General features: G+C 41.1%; 16 protein-coding genes. 3 read left to right on the plus strand and 13 right to left on the minus strand.

Features of this window, described 5'->3' with window-relative positions; all coding sequences use genetic code 11:
• Positions 1-16: 16 nt before the first annotated feature.
• Positions 17-646, minus strand: a complete 630-nt coding sequence (locus ACFILW_RS04010) for a DapH/DapD/GlmU-related protein (RefSeq protein WP_375623353.1) — start codon at positions 644-646, stop codon at positions 17-19.
• Positions 647-785: 139 nt separating this feature from the next.
• Between ACFILW_RS04010 and ACFILW_RS04015 the strand changes: the two genes are divergently transcribed.
• Genes ACFILW_RS04015 through ACFILW_RS04025 form a run of 3 tightly spaced genes read left to right on the plus strand, consistent with a single transcriptional unit; the run spans position 786 to position 4,107 of the window.
• Positions 786-1,367 (plus strand): SCO family protein, encoded by a 582-nt coding sequence (locus tag ACFILW_RS04015; RefSeq protein WP_375623355.1) that lies wholly within the window; start codon positions 786-788, stop codon positions 1,365-1,367.
• 26 nt (positions 1,368-1,393) lie between these two features.
• Positions 1,394-2,263, plus strand: a complete 870-nt coding sequence (locus ACFILW_RS04020) for a 50S ribosomal protein L11 methyltransferase (protein ID WP_375623357.1) — start codon at positions 1,394-1,396, stop codon at positions 2,261-2,263.
• A gap of 17 nt (positions 2,264-2,280) precedes the next feature.
• Entirely contained in the window at positions 2,281-4,107 is a 1,827-nt protein-coding gene (locus ACFILW_RS04025; protein WP_375646177.1) for an aminopeptidase P family protein, read from the plus strand.
• A gap of 593 nt (positions 4,108-4,700) precedes the next feature.
• Here ACFILW_RS04025 and ligA read toward each other — a convergent pair.
• From ligA to ACFILW_RS04085, 12 genes are all read right to left on the minus strand, one after another.
• Positions 4,701-6,860: an NAD-dependent DNA ligase LigA gene (gene ligA / locus ACFILW_RS04030; RefSeq protein WP_375685215.1), complete on the minus strand. Its 2,160-nt coding sequence runs from the start codon at positions 6,858-6,860 to the stop codon at positions 4,701-4,703.
• 113 nt (positions 6,861-6,973) lie between these two features.
• On the minus strand, positions 6,974-8,635 hold the full coding sequence (gene recN, locus ACFILW_RS04035) for a DNA repair protein RecN (RefSeq protein WP_375685216.1): 1,662 nt from the start codon (positions 8,633-8,635) through the stop codon (positions 6,974-6,976).
• Positions 8,636-8,641: 6 nt separating this feature from the next.
• The gene (locus tag ACFILW_RS04040; RefSeq protein ID WP_375623365.1) at positions 8,642-9,535 is read right to left on the minus strand and encodes an outer membrane protein assembly factor BamD; all 894 of its coding nucleotides are present in this window, start codon (positions 9,533-9,535) and stop codon (positions 8,642-8,644) included.
• A 170-nt stretch (positions 9,536-9,705) separates the two neighbouring features.
• Positions 9,706-10,578 carry a UDP-3-O-acyl-N-acetylglucosamine deacetylase gene (gene lpxC / locus ACFILW_RS04045; RefSeq protein WP_375623367.1) on the minus strand — a complete coding sequence of 291 codons (873 nt, stop codon included), beginning with the start codon at positions 10,576-10,578 and terminating at the stop codon, positions 9,706-9,708.
• 213 nt (positions 10,579-10,791) lie between these two features.
• On the minus strand, positions 10,792-12,564 hold the full coding sequence (gene ftsZ / locus ACFILW_RS04050) for a cell division protein FtsZ (RefSeq protein WP_375623369.1): 1,773 nt from the start codon (positions 12,562-12,564) through the stop codon (positions 10,792-10,794).
• Positions 12,565-12,627: 63 nt separating this feature from the next.
• Positions 12,628-13,929, minus strand: a complete 1,302-nt coding sequence (gene ftsA / locus ACFILW_RS04055) for a cell division protein FtsA (protein ID WP_375646171.1) — start codon at positions 13,927-13,929, stop codon at positions 12,628-12,630.
• Positions 13,926-14,837, minus strand: coding sequence for a cell division protein FtsQ/DivIB (locus ACFILW_RS04060; protein ID WP_375623458.1), 912 nt, complete (start codon positions 14,835-14,837; stop codon positions 13,926-13,928). Before ACFILW_RS04060 ends, ftsA begins: the two co-directional genes overlap by 4 nt.
• The gene (locus ACFILW_RS04065; RefSeq protein ID WP_375623373.1) at positions 14,825-15,745 is read right to left on the minus strand and encodes a D-alanine--D-alanine ligase; all 921 of its coding nucleotides are present in this window, start codon (positions 15,743-15,745) and stop codon (positions 14,825-14,827) included. The genes ACFILW_RS04060 and ACFILW_RS04065 overlap by 13 nt, the downstream gene beginning before the upstream one ends.
• Before the next feature lie 238 nt (positions 15,746-15,983).
• Positions 15,984-16,961, minus strand: coding sequence for a UDP-N-acetylmuramate dehydrogenase (gene murB, locus ACFILW_RS04070; RefSeq protein ID WP_375623375.1), 978 nt, complete (start codon positions 16,959-16,961; stop codon positions 15,984-15,986).
• The gene (gene murC, locus ACFILW_RS04075; RefSeq protein WP_375646169.1) at positions 16,939-18,366 is read right to left on the minus strand and encodes a UDP-N-acetylmuramate--L-alanine ligase; all 1,428 of its coding nucleotides are present in this window, start codon (positions 18,364-18,366) and stop codon (positions 16,939-16,941) included. The genes murB and murC overlap by 23 nt, the downstream gene beginning before the upstream one ends.
• Positions 18,350-19,486 carry an undecaprenyldiphospho-muramoylpentapeptide beta-N-acetylglucosaminyltransferase gene (murG, locus tag ACFILW_RS04080; protein ID WP_375685217.1) on the minus strand — a complete coding sequence of 379 codons (1,137 nt, stop codon included), beginning with the start codon at positions 19,484-19,486 and terminating at the stop codon, positions 18,350-18,352. The genes murC and murG overlap by 17 nt, the downstream gene beginning before the upstream one ends.
• Positions 19,479-20,633, minus strand: a complete 1,155-nt coding sequence (locus tag ACFILW_RS04085; protein ID WP_375623381.1) for an FtsW/RodA/SpoVE family cell cycle protein — start codon at positions 20,631-20,633, stop codon at positions 19,479-19,481. The genes murG and ACFILW_RS04085 overlap by 8 nt, the downstream gene beginning before the upstream one ends.
• Positions 20,634-20,635: the final 2 nt, after the last annotated feature.

Raw genomic sequence — 20,635 nt, forward strand, 5'->3', positions numbered from 1 at the left:
TTTTTTATTCTGACTATCATTTCCATTTGCGAACAAAGGCTTCAATGGGCAAATTTTGCATATCAGGCAATGCGTCATGAATTTTATCAAGTGGCCAATCCCACCAAGCCATATCTAAAAGGCATTCTATCACATGATTGGGAAACCGCATCCGCAATCGCTTAGCAGGCACCCCAACGACAATCGTATAAGGCATAACATCTTTCGTTATAACAGCGTTCGCGCCAATGATAGCGCCATGACCAATTGTCACTCCAGGCATAATAACCGCACCATGTCCAATCCACACATCATGCCCAATAATAACACGTTTTGCACAACGCCTTTCACGAAAACCACTGTCTAATGCCATATAACGAAAATATTCGTTTGGACGATAGGTTATTTTATGCGTTGAAACACGCTCCATGGGATGCTCCAACGCATTCACACGGACATGAGATGCAATAGAACAAAAACGACCAATATCGCTGTAAATAGCCTCACTGTTACGTTCTAAATAAGAAAAATCTCCAACTATTACATCACGCAAAACTACCCGCTCATTAATTTCCACATAGCGCCCTAATTTACAACCATGCAGCCGTGCTGTCGTATGGATACGAGGTTTACTTTCATGAAATCGAAGATCGTTTTCAATATTCATTATTGCCTTCCATCAATTGTTTCATCAATAGATATGGAAAGACATACCAACCAAACCAATAAAATCAACCGTGAAACAAACATTGCAAAACAAACCAGCCAATGCTAGAATTTTTTGACACTTTTAAAAGAGACAAACTATGAAAAATGTACTCCGCATTTTAGGGCTAACAGTTATATTTCTTACGGGGATTTTTATTTATGATGCATTTATAAATAAGCCTTTAGGTGATAACTTTACGCTCACTGATTCAAATGGAAAAACGATTACCGAAGCTGATATTCGAAATAAGCCTTCAATAATTTTCTTCGGTTTTACAATGTGTCCTGAAAGCTGCCCTACCACACTGATGAATCTTGATCGATGGCTTACAGCCCTTGGACCACAAGCGGATAAGTTAGGAATATGGTTTGTGACTGTTGACCCCGAACGTGATACACCAGAAATACTCCATAATTATCTCAGTAATTTTAACAATAAAATCATTGGCATTAGCGGAGCTCCTGATAAAGTTCATAAAATGGTCAATTCTTTCAACATTGTTGCTGAAAAAGTCCCTGGGGAAGATGGAAACTATACTTATAACCATACGGCAGCAATTTTTTTACTCAAAAAAGGCGGAAAGTTAGCAGGTGTTATCCGTTATGATACGAAAGAAAGCGATAGCGAATTAAAAGATGAAATCGCCATTGAACGGTTAAAAAAACTCATCTTAAACTAAAAAAACCGATCAAAAGAAAGAACAGCATGTCGCAACAAATTCGCCTCTATTGTACTGCTTCTAAAAATGAAGCAGAACAATTTTATACCCTCATAGAAACAGCTTTTGACGAAGAAGGATATCCTCTTGCTCTTGTAGAGATAGACGAAAAAAATGCTATATATGAACTTTCTCTATATGTTGATCAAGACAATCAGGAGCACGCATTGAAACGTTTTGCAAGCGTTCTCTCTATAGATTTTGATAAAATTAATATAGAAGTTTTACCCAATATTGATTGGGTACAAAAAAGCCTAGAGGGACTAAAACCTATACATGCAGGTCCTTTTTTCCTTCATGGAAGTCACCACCGAAACACCATTCCAGCAAATGTTCTCCCTATTGAAATTGAAGCGAATCAAGCCTTTGGAACTGGGCATCATGGAACAACAGCCGGTTGTTTGGAAATGATTGCCAAAGTAATGAAACACGAAAATCCACAAAATGCCCTTGATCTTGGAACTGGCAGTGGAGTCTTAGCCATTGGCATAGCAATGCTCAAGCCCATTACTATTCTCGCCTCCGATATTGATCCTATTGCTATTCAAGTTGCACAACATAATATCGAGCTTAATGGCGTAAAAGAGTATATTACAGCGGTTACTGCAACAGGTTTTATGCATGAACACATTGCAACACGAGCCCCTTTTGATCTCATTGTTGCCAATATTCTTGCCAATCCTCTCATTGAACTTGCGCAAGAAATGGTAAAAGCCCTTAAAAAAGGAGGATCACTTATACTCTCTGGAATTCTTGAAGAGCAACACGCCCATGTTTTAGATATTTATATAAAACAAGGACTGAAGCATATCGAAACATACCACCGGCAAGGATGGGTAACGATACATCTAAAATAAATGAAAAGGACGTTGTTATGTATCAATCTTTTGAGGCGACAACAAATCCCACGCATGCTGCAAAACGCATTGCCTCCCTTCGTAAAGAACTTGATCGCCTTGGGCTCGATGGTTTTCTTGTTCCACGGTGCGATGAACATCAAGGAGAATATGTCCCCCCTCATGCTCAACGTCTTAGCTGGCTAACCGGCTTTACTGGTTCAGCTGGGATTGCCCTCATTTTAAAAAACAAAGCCATTATATTCACAGATGGACGCTATAAACTTCAAGTCCGCCAACAAACTGATCCTCATATTTTTGATTATGAAGATCTAATAATCTTCCCTCCTTCACAATGGCTTGAAACAAATGGAAAAAAACTTTCTATTGGCTTTGACCCATGGCTTCACACCATTACTGCTATCGATATATTGAAAAACGCATTAGAAAATAAAGCCGGCGGGACACTTGTAGAAGTTCAACATAATCCCATTGATTTGCTCTGGCATGATCAACCAAAATTACCGCAATCTGCCCTATCAGTTCATCCTCTCAAATATGCAGGATGCAGTTCAGATGAAAAGTTGGCATTGATTTGCAGATATATACAAAAAGCCAATGCAGATGCCTTTATTTTTACAGACCCCTCTTCCATTGCATGGACATTTAATATACGGGGCAATGATGTTTCCAATACACCTTTTTCCCTTTGTTTTGCTCTCATTCCACTTAATGAAACACCAGCCTTATTCATTAACAGCAAAAAACTTGGTGTAGAACAGAAACAATATCTGGAACGTTATGCAAAATTATATGAACCAGAACAGCTTGTTCCCAAGATCAAAGAGTATATTCAAAAAGGGACAGTGTTTGCCTTAGATCCACAACTAACATGCGAAAAATTACGCACTATCATTAAAGAAGAAAACAGCTCTTTCATCACGCTTACCGACCCTGCTGCTCTACCACGTGCCATTAAAAATGACACAGAACTCAATGGCGCACGCAAAGCGCATCTACGCGATGGTGTTGCCCTAACCCGTTTTTTTTCTTGGTTAGATAAACAAATACCAGGGTCAATAAATGAAATTTCTGCTGCTCAAAAATTAGAAGAATTTCGCATAAATACAGCAAAAGAAATGGGAGAAAAACTTGAAGATCTTTCTTTTGATACAATCTCAGCAACAGGAGCAAATGGTGCCATTATTCATTATCGTGTAACAACGCAAACAAATAAACAACTCAAAGCCGGTGAACTTTATCTTGTTGATTCAGGTGGACAATATCGTGATGGCACGACTGATGTCACACGCACCGTAGCAATCGGCAATATTGGAGAAGAAGAAAAACGCTGTTTTACGCTTGTCCTCAAAGGCATGATTGCGCTTTCAACTATCAGATTTCCAAAAGGCACACGTGGACAAGACATTGATGCTCTTGCACGCATTGCATTATGGAAAGCTGGTTTTGATTATGCCCATGGCACGGGTCATGGTGTTGGATCTTATCTTTCTGTCCATGAAGGACCGCAAAATATTTCCCGCAAAGGGTGCCAAGAACTCATCCCCGGTATGATTCTTTCAAACGAACCAGGCTATTACCGCGAAGGCGCTTTTGGTATCCGTCTTGAAAATTTGATGATTGTGCAGGCAGCACAAAAAATTGATGGTGGAGATATAGAAATGCTCTCGTTCGAAACACTCACACATTGCCCCATTGATCGACGGTTAATCCTTCCAGAGCTTTTGACACAAGAAGAACGACAATGGCTTAATGATTACCATGCACATGTTTATCAGGTTAATGCACCTTACTTGAACGAAGAAGATAAAAAATGGGCAAAAGAGGCAACAATGCCCCTTTAAATCAAGCAACCTATAACTTTTACCCTTTCTACAAAAACAGCACCGTCTTTTTTTAGAGAAAAATATGTACTTGCGTCAGGAAATACAAAAAATATTTCTACAAGATACTTCACGTTTTTTCTGATATGGCAAACACTGACCTAGGTGAAGCAAAGTGAGATACGCCTGCACGTGGTAATGCTTATTTTGGGTATTACCATCTAGACATTACCATATCCCTAGTTTCTTTATATGGAAACTCTCGTTATATTTTGTAATCCTTCGCATCGTATTTCTAAAACACCTATTATAACCAGCTTATTACGCTGTTTGGATTCAAAAATTCTGCATATTTATTTACAATTTTTACCTTGCTTCACAATGATAATTTATAAATTTTACTAATAATAACCTTGTATATTCTTCATCATAATAGTTTAAGTTTAATATTTAAGTTCAACGTTAATTATTTTAAATAACGTAATAAATATCAAAGTATATGGCGTTCTATGTTTGCAAAAAATAGCCCCTTTATCTCCTTTTTGATTCCATCTCCCCCAAATGTAAGAAAGATAACCACACAAACAGCATATGCATCTTCTAGAAAACATCCTCTAAACATTATGCCCCTCAATCAGCTGTAGCCAAGCCTCTTCATCGATAACCTCAACACCTAATTCTTCAGCTTTAGCTAATTTTGAGCCCGCTCCAAGTCCTGCAACAAGAAGATCTGTTTTTTTAGAAAGTGAACCAGATGTTTTAGCCCCTAATCGCTCTGCCAATGCTTTTGCTTCATCGCGTGACATATGCGCCAAAGTTCCTGTAAAAACAATGATCTTCTCCGCTATTGGTGAAGAATCTGTCATGATAGTTGCCTCATCAAGAGGTGTTACTTCTTCAAGCAAAACAGACAAAACCTCGCGGTTATGTGCTTCTTGATAAAAATCAACAATTGCACTCCCTACCTGTGGTCCAATTCCTTCAATATTGGTAAGCTCCATCCAAGCCTCATTTCCTTCTTTATTTTCCTGCTCACACGGCATAAGTGCTTCCATAGCCGCAGTTTCAAAAGCTGTATAATTTTGATAAGCACGGGCAAGACGACGTGCATTGACCTCTCCCACATGGCGAATTCCTAATGCAAACAAAAAACGGCTTAAAGGAATTTCTCGGCGCGCATTAATGGCATCATACAGTTTCCGAACTGAAACAATACCAAAACCTTCCATATTTTCTAAACGTATCAAAGACCTTTCTTGGCGCCGTTGTAACGTAAAAATATCGGCTGGTGTATGAATACAAAACGCCTCATCTTGAACATGGAAAAAGAATTCCACTTGTTTTTTCCCAAGTCCTTCAATATCAAAGGCATTGCGTGAAACAAAATGACGAATACGTTCAATCGCTTGTGCAGGACAAATAAGCCCACCGGTGCATCGACGCACGGCTTCTCCTTCTTCGCGAACAGCATGACTCCCACACACGGGACACAGATGAGGAAACACAAAAGTAGAAGCATTTTTTGGACGCTTTGCAGCAACAATATCAACAATTTGAGGAATCACATCACCAGCGCGTTGTACAATCACGGTATCGCCTACACGGATATCACGCCCTTCACGAATGGGCTCTCCTTTATGACCAATTCCCTTAATATAATCCTCATTATGCAAACTGGCATTGGTCACCACCACCCCACCAACAGTAACAGGTGTAAGGCGTGCAACAGGCGTCAAAGCTCCCGTACGACCGACCTGAATGTCAATATCTTCCAAAAGCGCCATTGCTTTTTCTGCTGGAAATTTATGCGCTATTGCCCAACGCGGCGAACGAGCAACAAACCCCAAACGCTTTTGGAGCATCAAATCATTAACCTTATAAACAATACCATCAATATCATAGCTTAAAGAATGACGGCATTCTTCGATATCGTGATAATAGCAAATAATGTCTTCTACAGTCTTAAAGACTTTTGTTAATGGATTGATAACAAAGCCATACTCTTTTAGCTTTTTCATCATCTCCATTTGACTTTCTGCCAATATTTCACTCACCTCACCACAAGCATAAGCAAAAAATTGAAGCTTTCTGCTAGCGGTTATCCGTGAATCAAGCTGACGGAGAGAACCAGCCGCCGCATTTCGAGGGTTGGCGAAGGTTAACTTTCCCTTCTCTTGTTGGCTTATATTAAGAGCTTGGAAATCTTCCCGCCCCATATAAACCTCACCGCGAACCTCAATGATATCAGGAAAATCACCTTGCAAAACTTGTGGAATATCAGCAATTGTTCGGGCATTTGCCGTCACATTTTCACCGACAGTTCCATCCCCACGCGTTGCCGCACGCACAAGCCGCCCCTTTTCGTAGCGCAAAGACAAAGATAAACCATCAATTTTGGGCTCCGCTGTTATTTCCAACATTTGTGTTTCTGGAAATCGTAAAAAACGACGAATACGCTCAATAAATTCACTAACATCTTCAGAGCTAAACGCATTATCAAGTGAAAGCATAGGCTGTGCATGAACAGATTTTTCAAACTTTTCAGAAATTGGTGCCCCAATTTTATGTGAAGGAGAATCAATACGTATAAGCTCTGGAAAAAGAGCTTCAATTTCTGCATTACGGCGGCGCAACGCATCATATTCTGCATCAGAAATTTCAGGCTGATCATCACGATTATAAAGTACATCATGACGTGCAATTTCTTTTGCCAACCACTCTAATTCACTTTCTGCTTCAACAGCTGTGAGATTTTTAACTGCATCTTTGTTCATAAAATCTATTCCAAATTACGAGTTACTGCCATAAGGACTTCCACACGCATCCTCATCAAATGAATCTCAATAAACACAAGCTTTCCAGTATTTTTATCGCTGGCTAATTACCTTTATGCGAGAAGCTTTTGAGCCGCTGCACGTGCTTCTTCAGTAATCTGTTCTCCTGCCAACATACGAGCAATTTCTTCTGCACGTTCATGCTCTTCCATTTTATGAATCGCAGTAACAAAGCGTCCTTTATCATGACTCTCAATTTTTGAAATAAGAAAATGACCATGCGCTTTCGATGCAACCTGTGGAGCATGCGTAATAGCAAAAACCTGAACACGTTCTGATAAGCGTTGCAACCGTTGTCCAATAGCCGCTGCAACAGCCCCCCCAACACCTGTATCAATTTCATCAAAGATCAGCGTCGGTGCTGATCCTCGATCAGACAAAACAACTTTTAATGCCAACAAAAAACGAGACAATTCACCGCCAGAAGCCACACTAAGCATCGGTCCAGCTCGTGTTCCAGGATTTGTTCGAACCCAATATTCAATACGATCACACCCCTCTGCACTCCGCCTTTCAGCATCACTTTGCATTTCAACAATAAACTCGGCCCTCTCTAATTTCAATGCAGGCAACTCAGCCATCACACTTTCAGACAAGTGCTTTGCAACCTCTTGACGTTTTATTGACAACGCTTGTGCTAACATATCATAGTTTTTTTGTGCTTGTCTTGCCTCATCTTCAAAACGTGTCAATATGGTCTGAGCCTCTTCAAAATCAGCCAGTTCAACATCCATTTTATCACGCAACTGAACCAATTCATCCGCAGAAACTTGATATTTACGAGCAAAACCCCGAAGAGCAAAAAGACGCTCTTCTATCCGTTCCAATTCATCAGGTTCAAAGTCCAATGCTCGTATTGCCGTCTCAATACCTTCTTGTGCTGTTGCAAGTGCATGCAATGCCTCATCAATAGATTTCACCACTGGTGCAATAAGTTCTTGCGCCTCAGGAATTTTCCGCTCCAAACGCCTCACCAAATTAGAAAGCACTGGGATTGGTGATTTTTGACCCGTTAAAAGATCATCCGCTTCTTTAATATCTGTCGCTATTTTTTCTAATTTAAGCATATCAGCACGACGAAGAGAAAGAGCTTCCTCTTCACCAACTTTAAAATCAAGCTTTTCAAGCTCTTCTACACACGCACGAAGATAATCAACCTCCCGTACAGCACTCTCTACTTTAAGACGCTGCCGTTGCAAACGCTCCTCAAATTCACGCCATGTGTGATAACACTGACGCAAATTTTCCACTTCATCTTCAAGACCACCAAAGGCATCTAATAATTGGCGATGTGTAGCAACATCAACAAGCGCACGATCATCATGTTGTCCATGGATTTCAACCAGCAAACGGCCAACACTCCGCATCAATGCAACACTAGACACCTGATCATTGATAAAAACACGGCTACGTCCATCACTTGATTGCACACGTCGTAAAATAATATCACCCTCGTCATCAAGACCATTCTCACGAATAAGTTGACGTGCAGGATGTGAAACAGACACATCAAAAACAGCTGTGACCTGCCCGCGGTCAGCCCCATGACGCACAAGCGAAGCATCACCCCGCCCCCCTAGAGCAAGTGATAAAGCATCAAGGAGAATAGACTTCCCCGCACCCGTTTCTCCAGTTAAAACCGTCAACCCCGCTGTAAAATGAATATCGAGCGTTTCGATCAAAACAATATTATGAATCGAAAGCTGTACCAACATAGAGAATCAACGTACCCTCTTCTTGTCACCACCTAAAGCATTTGAGATCCAAGAAGATTTATGCTCACGTGGTGATATTTTATTCTTCTGCAAGAGATTATAAGAAAATTTATACCACTCACTTTTGGGATAATTACGTCCTAAAATAGCTGCTGCTGTTTGCGCTTCCGCCGTTAAGCCGAGAGCAAGATTAACTTCCGTTAAGCGGAAAAGAGCTTCTTCAATTTGATTTGTATCGGAATACTCTTCAACCACGGTACGAAACCGTCTACTTGCCGCAAGATAGCGCCGTCCCTCTTCATAATAACGGCCGATCTGCATTTCTTTACCAGCCAGCTGTTCGCGCCCAAAACGGATTTTATCCTTAGCATCCTTGACATATTCAGAATTTGGATAGCGCTCTATAAGAAGCTGCATAGCAGCAATAGCGCGTTTCGTATCACGTTGATCACGCGTAACATCGGGAATCCGACGGAAAGAAGAAAGACCAATAATATAGTACGCATAAGCCGAGTCAGTTGACCCTGGATAAAGCGTAATATAGCGTTGAGCCATACTAATTGAATCATCATACTTTCCGAGTCGATAATTAGTAAAAGCACCCATCACAAGAGACTTACGCCCCCAGTCTGTATAAGCGTACTGTTTTTCAATTTTCAAAAACTTCTTCGATGCATCCCCAAGCCGCCCACTTTCAAGGCTAGCAAGCGCCTGATTATAGAGAACATCTGGTGGATCTATTTTCAAAACATAAGCAGATGGATCAAGAGTATTTTTCTCTTTAAAGAGACATCCCGCTAACATACAGGTGCTTCCTAAAAGTACCACCCCCAATATCTTGCGTACAATGTTAGATTTTCTATATGTCATATTTCCAATGCACACATGAAATTTTTCCATAATTTTCCGGCCTCCAGAGAATATCACCTTGTAGCAAAAACAATTTATTAAAGTTTTTATAGCATATCACTTTAAAATCCACATAACCAATTTAGCAGTTTAGGTCAATCATCCCCTTAAAAATCAAATAAACGATAAAAAAATCTTGTCAATTTCCTTTTATTCTTTCTCTAAAAAGCTTTTTCATAATATGATTCGTTTGCCAAAACAGCCTTCACCAATTGCGCATTAATTCTATGTCCACTACAATAAGAACGAAATAATCCAATAAAAGGTGCCCCAAGCAAAGCAGTATCACCAATCGCATCAAGCATCTTGTGCCGAACACATTCATTCTCCCAATAAGGACCATCGGGATTTAAAATTTTATCATTAAGGTCGATAACAAGAGAATTTTCCAAAGAAGCACCTCTCGCCTTTCCAGAAAGCCTTAATTTTTCCACGTCTTTGATAAAACCAAAAGTGCGTGCCCGTGACAATTCATCTCGAAACCCTTGTGTGGTAAGATCAAAACTAAAATGTTGCTTACCAATAGCAAAAGAAGGAAAAGAGATCGTTATATCAAAACGACGTCCATCGAATGGCAAAAGCTCTGCAACACCATGAGCTCCTTCAACCCGCACCGGCTTTTTTATAATGAAATAAGAACGCAACGCATTTTGCTGTACAATACCAACATCTTCAAAAGCTTGGCAATATAGCCACGCTGAACCATCCAAAATAGGAATCTCATTATGTGACACTTCAATAATAAGATTATCCAAATTATAAGCAGCAATTGCTGCCATCAAATGTTCAATTGTTTCAACCCTTACATCTCCATCTCCAAGGACTGTTGATAATTCAGTTTTTCCTGTTTGCGATGCATGGGCTTGAAATATTTTCTCGGTTCCGTTTAATCCACAACGCTTAAAAACAATACCACATCCAACATCCGCTGGATAAACCTTTACCACTGACAAACAGCCACTGTGAACGCCAATCCCCTTAAATGTTACTGCTTTTTTAAGAGTAGACTGATATTTTGGTACCAAATTCATCATATCATTTTATTAAATTGCTTGTACATCTTTTAACAAAATTTATAAAATTATAAAAAATATTCATAGTAAATAATAAAAAAAACCGCTTATAATAAGCGGTTTTTTTAAAAACAAAGTATTTTATCCAAAAAACAGCAATATATTTACTGTATAATTTTTGACTGATCATTAAAGAAACAATAAAATTTCTTACTTTACCTCATTTTTCATCAATTAATTTGCTTGACGACGTAAAAATGCTGGTATCTCCAACTGATCTTCTTCACTTATAAAAGTACGCTGATCTTGTGGTACCTGCGGGTGCAGCTCACCAGAACGACGTGGAACATATACAGAAGCATCTTGAGAAAGCGCCTGAGAATTTTTATTGTAAACATGAGACTCTTTCTGCTGAGACGATCTAACAGCAGGCTCCAACCTCGCTTCTGGCTCAGCTTCTTCACGATGTGTCAAACTCTGTTTCAAACGCTGCCAAAGATTACGAGGACCTTGATCAGTCACAAATGTTCTTTGACTTTGTCCATGAGCAACAGGAGGAAAATCCTTTAACTCAGGCATACGCATTGGAGCGCGCGCTTGCATCTGTTGCATTTGTTTTGGTTGCACTGGCTTTTCTGTTTGCTTCACAACCCCTGTCATCTCATCAAGAACATGCGCTGTTGCCTCCATACTCACGGGAGCCGTCATCGCCTGTTGAGAACCGCGGCTTACTTGCATACGAGGCACATTTAATTTCTGTTCCTGAACAGCATTTGAACCATACGCAACAGCATTCGTCGCATTTCGTGTCGTCATTGCTTCTACAGGATGTGCAAAAATTTGACTTTTGGGACGGAACTGTTCTCCGGTTGTTTTACCCTTTTCTATTTCAAGTGATTCGATCACTTCTACCATTGACTCAGAACGCAGAGGCGATGACTGAACATGAAAAGAACTGTGTGACGTTCCAGGATCGCTCTTGCGTATTGAAGAAGCAGGCCTTTGAATCTGAGGATGAGAGGACTGAACCACATCACTAACTTCACGATCAATACCGGTCGCAACCACAGAAACACGAATAACACCTTCCAATGACTCGTCATCAATAGCGCCAAAAATCACATTCGCATCAGCGTCCACTTCTTCACGAATACGATTAGCAGCTTCATCAACCTCAAAGAGAGTCATATCACGACCACCTGTAATAGAAATCAGTAAACCACGTGCCCCACGCATAGAGGTATCATCCAGCAATGGGTTTGCGATAGCAGCTTCAGCAGCAGCCAAAGCACGCCCTTCACCAGATGCCTCACCCGTTCCCATCATGGCTCGCCCCATTTCGTGCATAACAGAACGAACATCAGCAAAATCAAGGTTAATCAAACCCTCTTTGATCATCAAATCCGTAATGGAAGCAACACCAGAATAAAGCACTTGGTCAGCCATAGCAAAAGCATCAGCAAATGTTGTCTTATCATTTGCAATACGGAAAAGATTTTGATTGGGAATAACAATCAATGTATCGACAGACTTTTGTAATTCTTCAATACCAGCCTCTGCCGTTTTCATGCGACGTGCGCCTTCAAACTGAAACGGCTTTGTCACAACACCAACAGTCAAAATACCTTTTTCACGCGCCGCGCGAGCAACAACGGGAGCAGCCCCTGTTCCAGTTCCCCCTCCCATACCAGCAGTAATGAAAACCATATGAGAGTCTGCAAGATGATCAATAATTTCATCAATACATTCCTCCGCCGCCGCTTGTCCAACTTCCGGTAAAGCACCAGCACCCAAACCTTCTGTCACTGCTGCCCCAAGTTGGATAACACGTTCAGCCTTTGACATAGCCAAAGCCTGTGCATCCGTATTTGCAACAACAAAGTCAACTCCCTGAAGACCAGCATTTATCATATTATTCACGGCATTCCCGCCACCACCTCCAACACCAAAAACGGTAATGCGTGGCTTCAATTCCGCGATATCTGGCCGATGCAGATTAATCGTCATTTTCTTTTCCTTCTCATAAGACACCGCAAGCCAAAGCGATGAAATTTATCCAACTAGACTTAACTAAAAACTCTCACGCAACCACTGACCAACACGCTGAAAATACCCACGCGTGCCCATCGATAAATGATTTCCTGCCGCCTGCATTGTTTTTTCTTCAAAACCCACCAATTGCGGATAAATTAACAATCCAACAGCAGATGTAAACGCCGCCCCTTTTGCAAGAGAAGGAAGCCTCGAAATACCTAAAGGCCGCCCGATACGAACATTTCTTCCTAATATAGTACGTGCCATTTCTGGCAATCCTGTTAACTGGCTTGCTCCCCCCGTCAAAATAACACGTTTACCAATGATGTGACCAAAACCAGAACGATTTAAACAATCACGAACCATCTCTAAAATTTCTTCAACACGCGCACGAATGATACGCCCAAGAACCGCGCGCGGATATTGAGTTTCACGCTGTTCACTCCCAATTTCTGCTACATTAATCATTTGCCGCTCATCAGCACTTGTTAAAAGTGCTGAACCATAAACAACTTTTAAACGTTCCGCCTCTGTTAAAGACATAGAAAATCCGCGCGCAACATCAAGAGTGACATGATGCCCCCCAACAGCAAGAGCATCCGCATGAATAAATTTTCCCTCAAAAAACACTGAAAATGTTGTTGTTCCACCACCAAAATCAATACATGCAGCCCCTAAATGCGCCTCATCATTCATCAAGACAGCAAGACCACTTGCAAAGGGAGTAGCAACCATTGCTTCAACACTCAAATGTGCACGATTAATACAAGTTTCTAAATTACGCAAAGATGCCGTTTCCGCTGTTACCACATGCACATCGACACCAAATGTTTCCCCTGCCATGCCAATAGGATCAGAAATTCCTTTGTCTCCATCCAATACATAAGAAACTGGAACTGAATGCATAACATGACGTTCAGCATCAAAAGCTTTACGCGAAACATCTGAAAAGGCCATACGCATATCACGCTTGGTGACTTCACGACCATTCAAATGGACCATTCCATTAATCAAAGCACTTTGTAATCGACTTGAGGAAAAATTCACAATGACTGAATCCACCACCAAACCAGCCATTTTTTCTGCCGCATCAACAGCCAAGCGTATTGATTGCTCTGCTGCAAACATATCCATCACAACACCAGATTTAATACCGCGTGAACGCTGCACTCCAAAACCTAGAATTTCCATAGAATGTGTACGACCATGTAAATAGTGCGCATGCTTCAAAGGACGCAAACAAGCAATAAGACAAACAATCTTACTTGAACCGACATCAAGAACCGTTAAAAAACGTGTTTTACGTCCCCTCAAATGATGTGATCTAAGCAGCATCATAGGCTTCCTGCCTTTCGCGCTTTTAAGATACGTTCTTCTTCTGCTACAGTAGCATGATAACGCTCCAACGTTTCATCTGATAAAGAAACAGTAATTCGATCAGCAAGACGTAAATCAACACTGAGAATATCGCGAGATAAAAGATCTTGCATTGTACCGGACAAAACAAGAGAGGAAAGCCTTTCAAGTGCACCACTTTCAGGCAACATAACGCGCACTCCGTTATCCAAAACAAGATCCCAACGCCGATCACCTACCCGCACGAAAGCACGAACACGATTATATATTTCCGGATAAACTGACAGCGCTTGAATAAACACTTTAGCAGCATTTTGTGCACCCTGCCCAACCACAAGCGGCAAATTCCGAACAATTTTCCCTTTAAAAGGTACAATGACACGACCTGTATTATCAACAATATCGACCATGCCCTCATGTTGCCAAATAGCATAAGGTTCACGTTCCACGATGGAAACGCGCATTCTATTAGGATAAATCTTCTGAACATTAGCTGATTGAATCCAAGGCTGTTTTTCCAAAAGGGCACGTGCTCTTTCAACATCAAAAGTGAATATAGAGGGAGCAACATCAAGTTCTAAAATTTTCAAAATATCTTGCTTTGCCAAGCGTTTATTACCACTTATATCGACATCCACGACCACAAAACCAATATCCGATATTATTGTTTTTACGATCACTTCCATCTGACCACTGGATGAAAATCCATAAAAAGCCGTAACAAAGAACAACCATACAACAGCAAAAGAACCAAAATGGCGTGGAATATGAATATTGACAAAAACAAACTCAAACATAAACCGAAGAAAACGACGATAAAGACGTGGCAAAGCCGGCACTGAAAGCACCTCCATCGGAATATTCGTTTTATTAATACTCAACGCATACATGATGCGTCCTCCACTATCCATTGAACAATATCGCCATAAGTACGACCGCTCACTTTTGCAATATCAGGCAGAAGAGATGTTGGTGTCATACCGGGTTGCGTATTAATTTCAAGCCAAACCAATTCTCCTGTTTTTTCATCAAAACGAAAATCAGAACGGCTAACACCTCGACACCCTATCGCCTGATGGGCTGCTAAAGACATTCTTTGCACACTTTGGTAAATATTTAGTGAAAGTTGTGCAGGACAAATATGAAGAGAACCACCCGTTTTATATTTTGAGTCATAATCGTAGAATGGAAAGTGTTTATCGGGAAGAATTTCACACACATCCAGCACTTCATTCCCCAAAACAGCACAAGTCAACTCACGACCAGGAATATATTTTTCAATCATCACTTCATCGGCATACCCCCACTCAGCTCCCCCAATATTATGCGGCGGCGCAGATTCATTTCCCTGTACAACGACAACACCAAAACTTGATCCTTCACACACAGGTTTAATCACATAAGGCGGCTCCATAGGATGTGCTTGCCCAATAGCAAAGCGGCTCATGATACGAGAAGGCGCAACACAAACACCAACACTTGCAACGATAATTTTTGCACGTCCCTTATCCATTGCCAAAGCAGATGCCATCACGCCAGAATGGGTATAAGGAATTTTTAAATATTCAAGAATCCCCTGAATCCGTCCATCTTCACCAAATGGACCATGCAATGCATTAAAGGCAATATCGGGCTGCAACTGTTCAAGAACAGAAGCAATATGAGTGTCAACATCTACGCGACTCACGCGATACCCCTGCGCCTCTAAAACATCAGCACAAGCCGCCCCTGAAGATAAACTTACAGACCGTTCAGAAGAAAAACCTCCCATTAACACAGCTATATGTTTATCTTTCATAATAAATCACCCTCTTTTGCATACTATATGTAGTCTATATAGAACACATCAGCACCACATACAGAAAAAAACAAAGTTTATTCTTGCGAATCAATAACCTAGCATTTTTCATAATGAATCAGACTCAAAAGCCTGATGCAAGAGATTCTTTGTTAATTTATTGATTCTTAATAGAAATTTTTTATTATCTCTTTGAAATGACTCAATTTTTTATTTTCACTTTTTAGTGAACAATAAATCAATGAAATGGATCAAAAGGAGAAACACTTCGACCACGTTCAAATTGACCAATACGCTCTATTTCCCATTGTAAAAGGTGGGCTGAATTTGCAAAAACACGCGCACGCACTGTTTCTCCCAATGCTTCAAGATCATATCCTGTTGCTTGCCCTGTATTAATCATAAAATTACAGTGCATTTCACTCATTTGAGCGCCACCAATCCGTAAACCACGACACCCTGCTTCATCAATCACGCGCCAAGCAGATCCATTCTCAGGGTTTCTAAAAGTTGATCCACCGGTCTTTTCACGAATAGGTTGCACTGTTTCCCTATGGAGGGCAACTTCATCCATAGCAGCACGAATATTATCTTTATTACCAGGCTCCCCTTCCAATAAAGCAGCAGTAAAAATAAAACCTTCAGGAATATCACACTGGCGATAGGAATAATGCATATCTTTCACACTCAAGATATGACGTTGCCCTTTACGATCCAACGCATAAACCTCAACAACACGTGCTGCGGTTTCAACACCATTTGCACCCGCGTTCATTTTGAGAGCTCCTCCAAGACCTCCAGGAATGCCATGATAAAAATGAAAACCTGCAATCTCAGCTTCTAAAGCGGCAGCAGCTAAATGTTTGTCCGCCGCACCAGCACCAACTAAAAAGCCTTTTGGAGAAACCTGCTTCACTTGCCCAAAACTTTTTGGCGAAAGACGAATTACAACACCAGGAACCCCCCCATCACGCACCAGAAGATTAGAACCGATACCGACAATTGTGACAGGAACAAATTCAGGCAAATTTTGAAGAAAGAGCGCCAAATCTTCTTCATCAACAGGCTGATAAAAAAGCTCTGCCAATCCGCCCGTGCGAAACCACGTTACCTTACGCATCTCAACATTAGGTGTAAGTTTTCCTCTCACACCACCCAACAATGGTTGCAATTGCGCCAATAGCGCCTCACCATCAATGTGCTGAAAATTTATCATGACCATCCAATACCGCTAACTGATGAGGCAACGCACAAGCCCATTGTGTGATATTGCCAGCACCAAGAAAAACAACATAATCCTCTGCCTGAGCAAATTTTGAGATAAGAGACACAACATCTTCCAAACCATGTATCAAGCGCACATCACGATGACCCGCCATTTTAATATGCTCTACCAATTCTTGAGAACCAAACCCTACAATAGGCTCTTCACCAGCCGCATAAACGGGCGTAATCAACACTGTATCGGCATCATTAAAACAAGTAGCAAAATCATCAAATAAATGATACAATCGTGAATACCGATGGGGTTGTGCAATCGCAATAACACGCCCTTTTGCACTCTCACGGGCTGCACGCAAAACAGCTTTTATTTCGACAGGATGATGTCCATAATCATCAAATATTTCAATGCCACGCCAACTTCCTGTTCGCGTAAAACGCCGTTTTACTCCGCCAAATTCTGCTAAGCCTCTTTTTATAGCTTCATTTGAAATGCCAAGTTCATGCGCAATAGCAATCGCCGCCGTTGCATTGGCAACATTATGCTGCCCTGCCATGGGCAAAAGCAAATTTTTCAACTCAATCTTTCTTCCTGTTTTGCGTGAGCGAACAAGAACATCAAAATATGTTTTTTGACCATCCATCGAAAGATTAAGAAAACGAACATCCGCTTGTGGATTTGCACCATAAGTGATCACCCAACGATCATCAATACGGCTCGCCAAAGACTGAACCTCTGGATGATCAACGCACAAAACAGCAAAACCATAAAAGGGAACATTTTCTACAAATTGCCGAAAAGCCTCACGCACAGCATCAAAATTTCCATAATGATCCAAATGCTCAGCGTCAATATTGGTAACAACAGCAATATCAGCAGGCAGCTTTAAAAATGTACCATCACTTTCATCAGCTTCAACAATCATCCAATCGCCATCTCCTGTACGAGAATTCGTCCCATAAGCATTAATAATACCGCCATTAATCACCACTGGATCAAAATGACCAGCATCAAGAAGGGCTGCGACCATTGATGTGGTTGTTGTTTTACCATGTGTACCACCCACCGCAATTGCACGCCGAAATCGCATGAGCTCCGCCAGCATTTCTGCACGTCTGACAAGCGGCAAATGTCTTTCCTTTGCTGCAATATACTCAGGATTTGTTTTTTTAACGGCAGTAGAAAAAACGACAACCTCTGCATTCCCTAAGTTTTCAGCACAATGACCTATATGAACGTTAATTCCTTTTTTCCGCAAACGTTCAACATTTGCACTTTCAACTTGATCTGACCCTTGAACTTTATAGCCAAGATTATAAAAAACCTCCGCAATTCCACTCATACCGATTCCCCCGATTCCGATAAAATGGATAACGCCTATATCAAGTGGCATTTTCATTAAAAAGCTCCTCTTTTATATCTGACAACAATCGCCCTGCAATTAAGGATTCAGCCATATCAGCAAGGCAACGGGTTGCATGGGGTTGCCCAACTTTTTTTGCAGCAAGCGCTTGTTTTTCTAATAAATGGGGCGCACAACAAGCGTGCATTAAAAGAGAAGAAAGCTTTTGTGCATTTAAATCTTTTTCTGATATAATTTGCGCTCCCCCCACACGAGCAAGCAAAGCTGCATTGGCAGCCTGATCATGATCTAAAGCATGGGGATAGGGAACAAGCAGAGCAGGTCTACCAATCACCGCTATCTCACAAACGGACGAAGCCCCAGCGCGCGACAAAATAAAATGAGCATGTGCCATACGTTCAGCCATATCATCAAAGAAAGGAGCAACCTCTGCTTGTACACCCATATCATGATAGATTTTGATCAATCCTCCAGCGTCACCCCGAACTTGCTGTACAATTCGCAAACGTTTACGGTTTTTATCATCGAGTAAAGCAATGGCTTCTGGAACAATATGTGAAAAAGCAGAAGCCCCTTGACTACCACCAAAAATCAAAAAATTAAATGGCTTTTCCCCCTCTGAAGAATGATAAGGAATTTTGGCCGCCTTCAACACAGCCTCACGGACAGGATTCCCCGTCAAAAGTATTTTATGAGCATAAGCGCCTTTTGGCGACAACAAACCACCAGCGATTGCACGCACAAAAATTGCCAACATCCGATTGGCACGCCCCATAACAGCATTTTGTTCATGAATAAATGTCACACGCCTCGTTAAAGCAGCAATAAAAAGAGGAGGAAAGCTCGGATAACCCCCAAATCCTCCAACAAGAACAGGACGTAATTTATAAAACAACGCCAACGATTGCCCCATACCCCTTAGCAAAGACCAAAACGTCTTTATCAGAGCAAAAGGATGGCGTCGTGTAAATGTTGCCGATGAAACGATATGAATATGCTCTTCATCAAAGCCCCGAACAAAAGGTCGTGCTCTTTCATCTGTTATTAAATGAACATCATATCCACGCTTCCTTAATTCAACAGAAAGGGCTTCAGCAGGAAAAAGATGTCCACCTGTACCACCAGCCACCAAAACAATAACTTTTTTATCATTCATAAGGAGTATCCAAGACAGAAGAGGAAGAAAAAGCTGAAAGACGCGCTTCTGGCCAACGACGTGTTAAACTAAGTAACATGCCCATTGAAAAGGCAATCGCTACCATCGATGAACCACCATAAGAAATAAAAGGCAATGTCATGCCTTTGGGAGGAATTAAATGAAGATTAACGGCCATATTAATAGCGGATTGAAAGCCAATCATCATTGCTATGCCAGTAATACCAAGACGTATAAAGGAATCACGTGTATTCATGGCGATATACAATGAACGCATAACGATAAAACCAAACAGCATCATAATGAATAAACAAAGAATAATACCATATTCTTCAGCAGCAACGGAAAATACAAAATCTGTATGGCTATCAGGAATGATACGTTTTACTGTTCCCTCCCCAGGACCTTGCCCAAACCAACCACCATTCAAAATAGCCTCACGTCCTACATCCACTTGAAAGGTATCTCCTTCACCTGTCAAAAACCCATTGATACGCTCACGCACATGATGCAGAAAAAGATAAGCTAAAACAATTCCTACAGCGCCTAAAATAAGAAAGAGAAAAATAATAGTAAGAGGCACACCAGCAATAAAAAACAGCCCCCCCCATGTTGCACTTATTAAAAGTGTTTGTCCAATATCAGGCTGCAAAACCAGAAGCACACAACAAATGGCATAAAGTACAATCGCTAACGTGTATCCCAGCATTCCCCTCCGCTGTATCTGTTCGGAAAAAAGCCAAGCGGACATAACCACAAAAGCTGGCTTCATAAACTCTGAAGCCTGTACAGAAAAACCAAAGAGCACAATCCATCGCCGTGCTCCCTTTAATTCTGGACCCCAAAATAAGGTTGCAACCATAAGAGCAAGCGTTACAATAAGCAAAAGAGCACATAAACGACGAATATTAGGAATTGAAAAAAAAGAAATGGTCACCATCGTAAAAAATGCTAAAATGCTGAAAATGATATGCCACCGAACAAAATAAAAACTATCAGCAATTCCGATTTTTTTTGCAATCGTGGGGCTGGCAGCAAAAGACAGCATAATGCCGATCCCCATTAAAATTAAACAAGCTGCAAAGATAGAGCGATCAATCGTCCACCACCAATTAGCAATTGGATCTCTATCTGCGCGCGTAACCATGA

Origin of the sequence: Bartonella sp. TT110JLCBS (genome assembly GCF_042193405.1) — a bacterium.
GTDB lineage: Bacteria > Pseudomonadota > Alphaproteobacteria > Rhizobiales > Rhizobiaceae > Bartonella.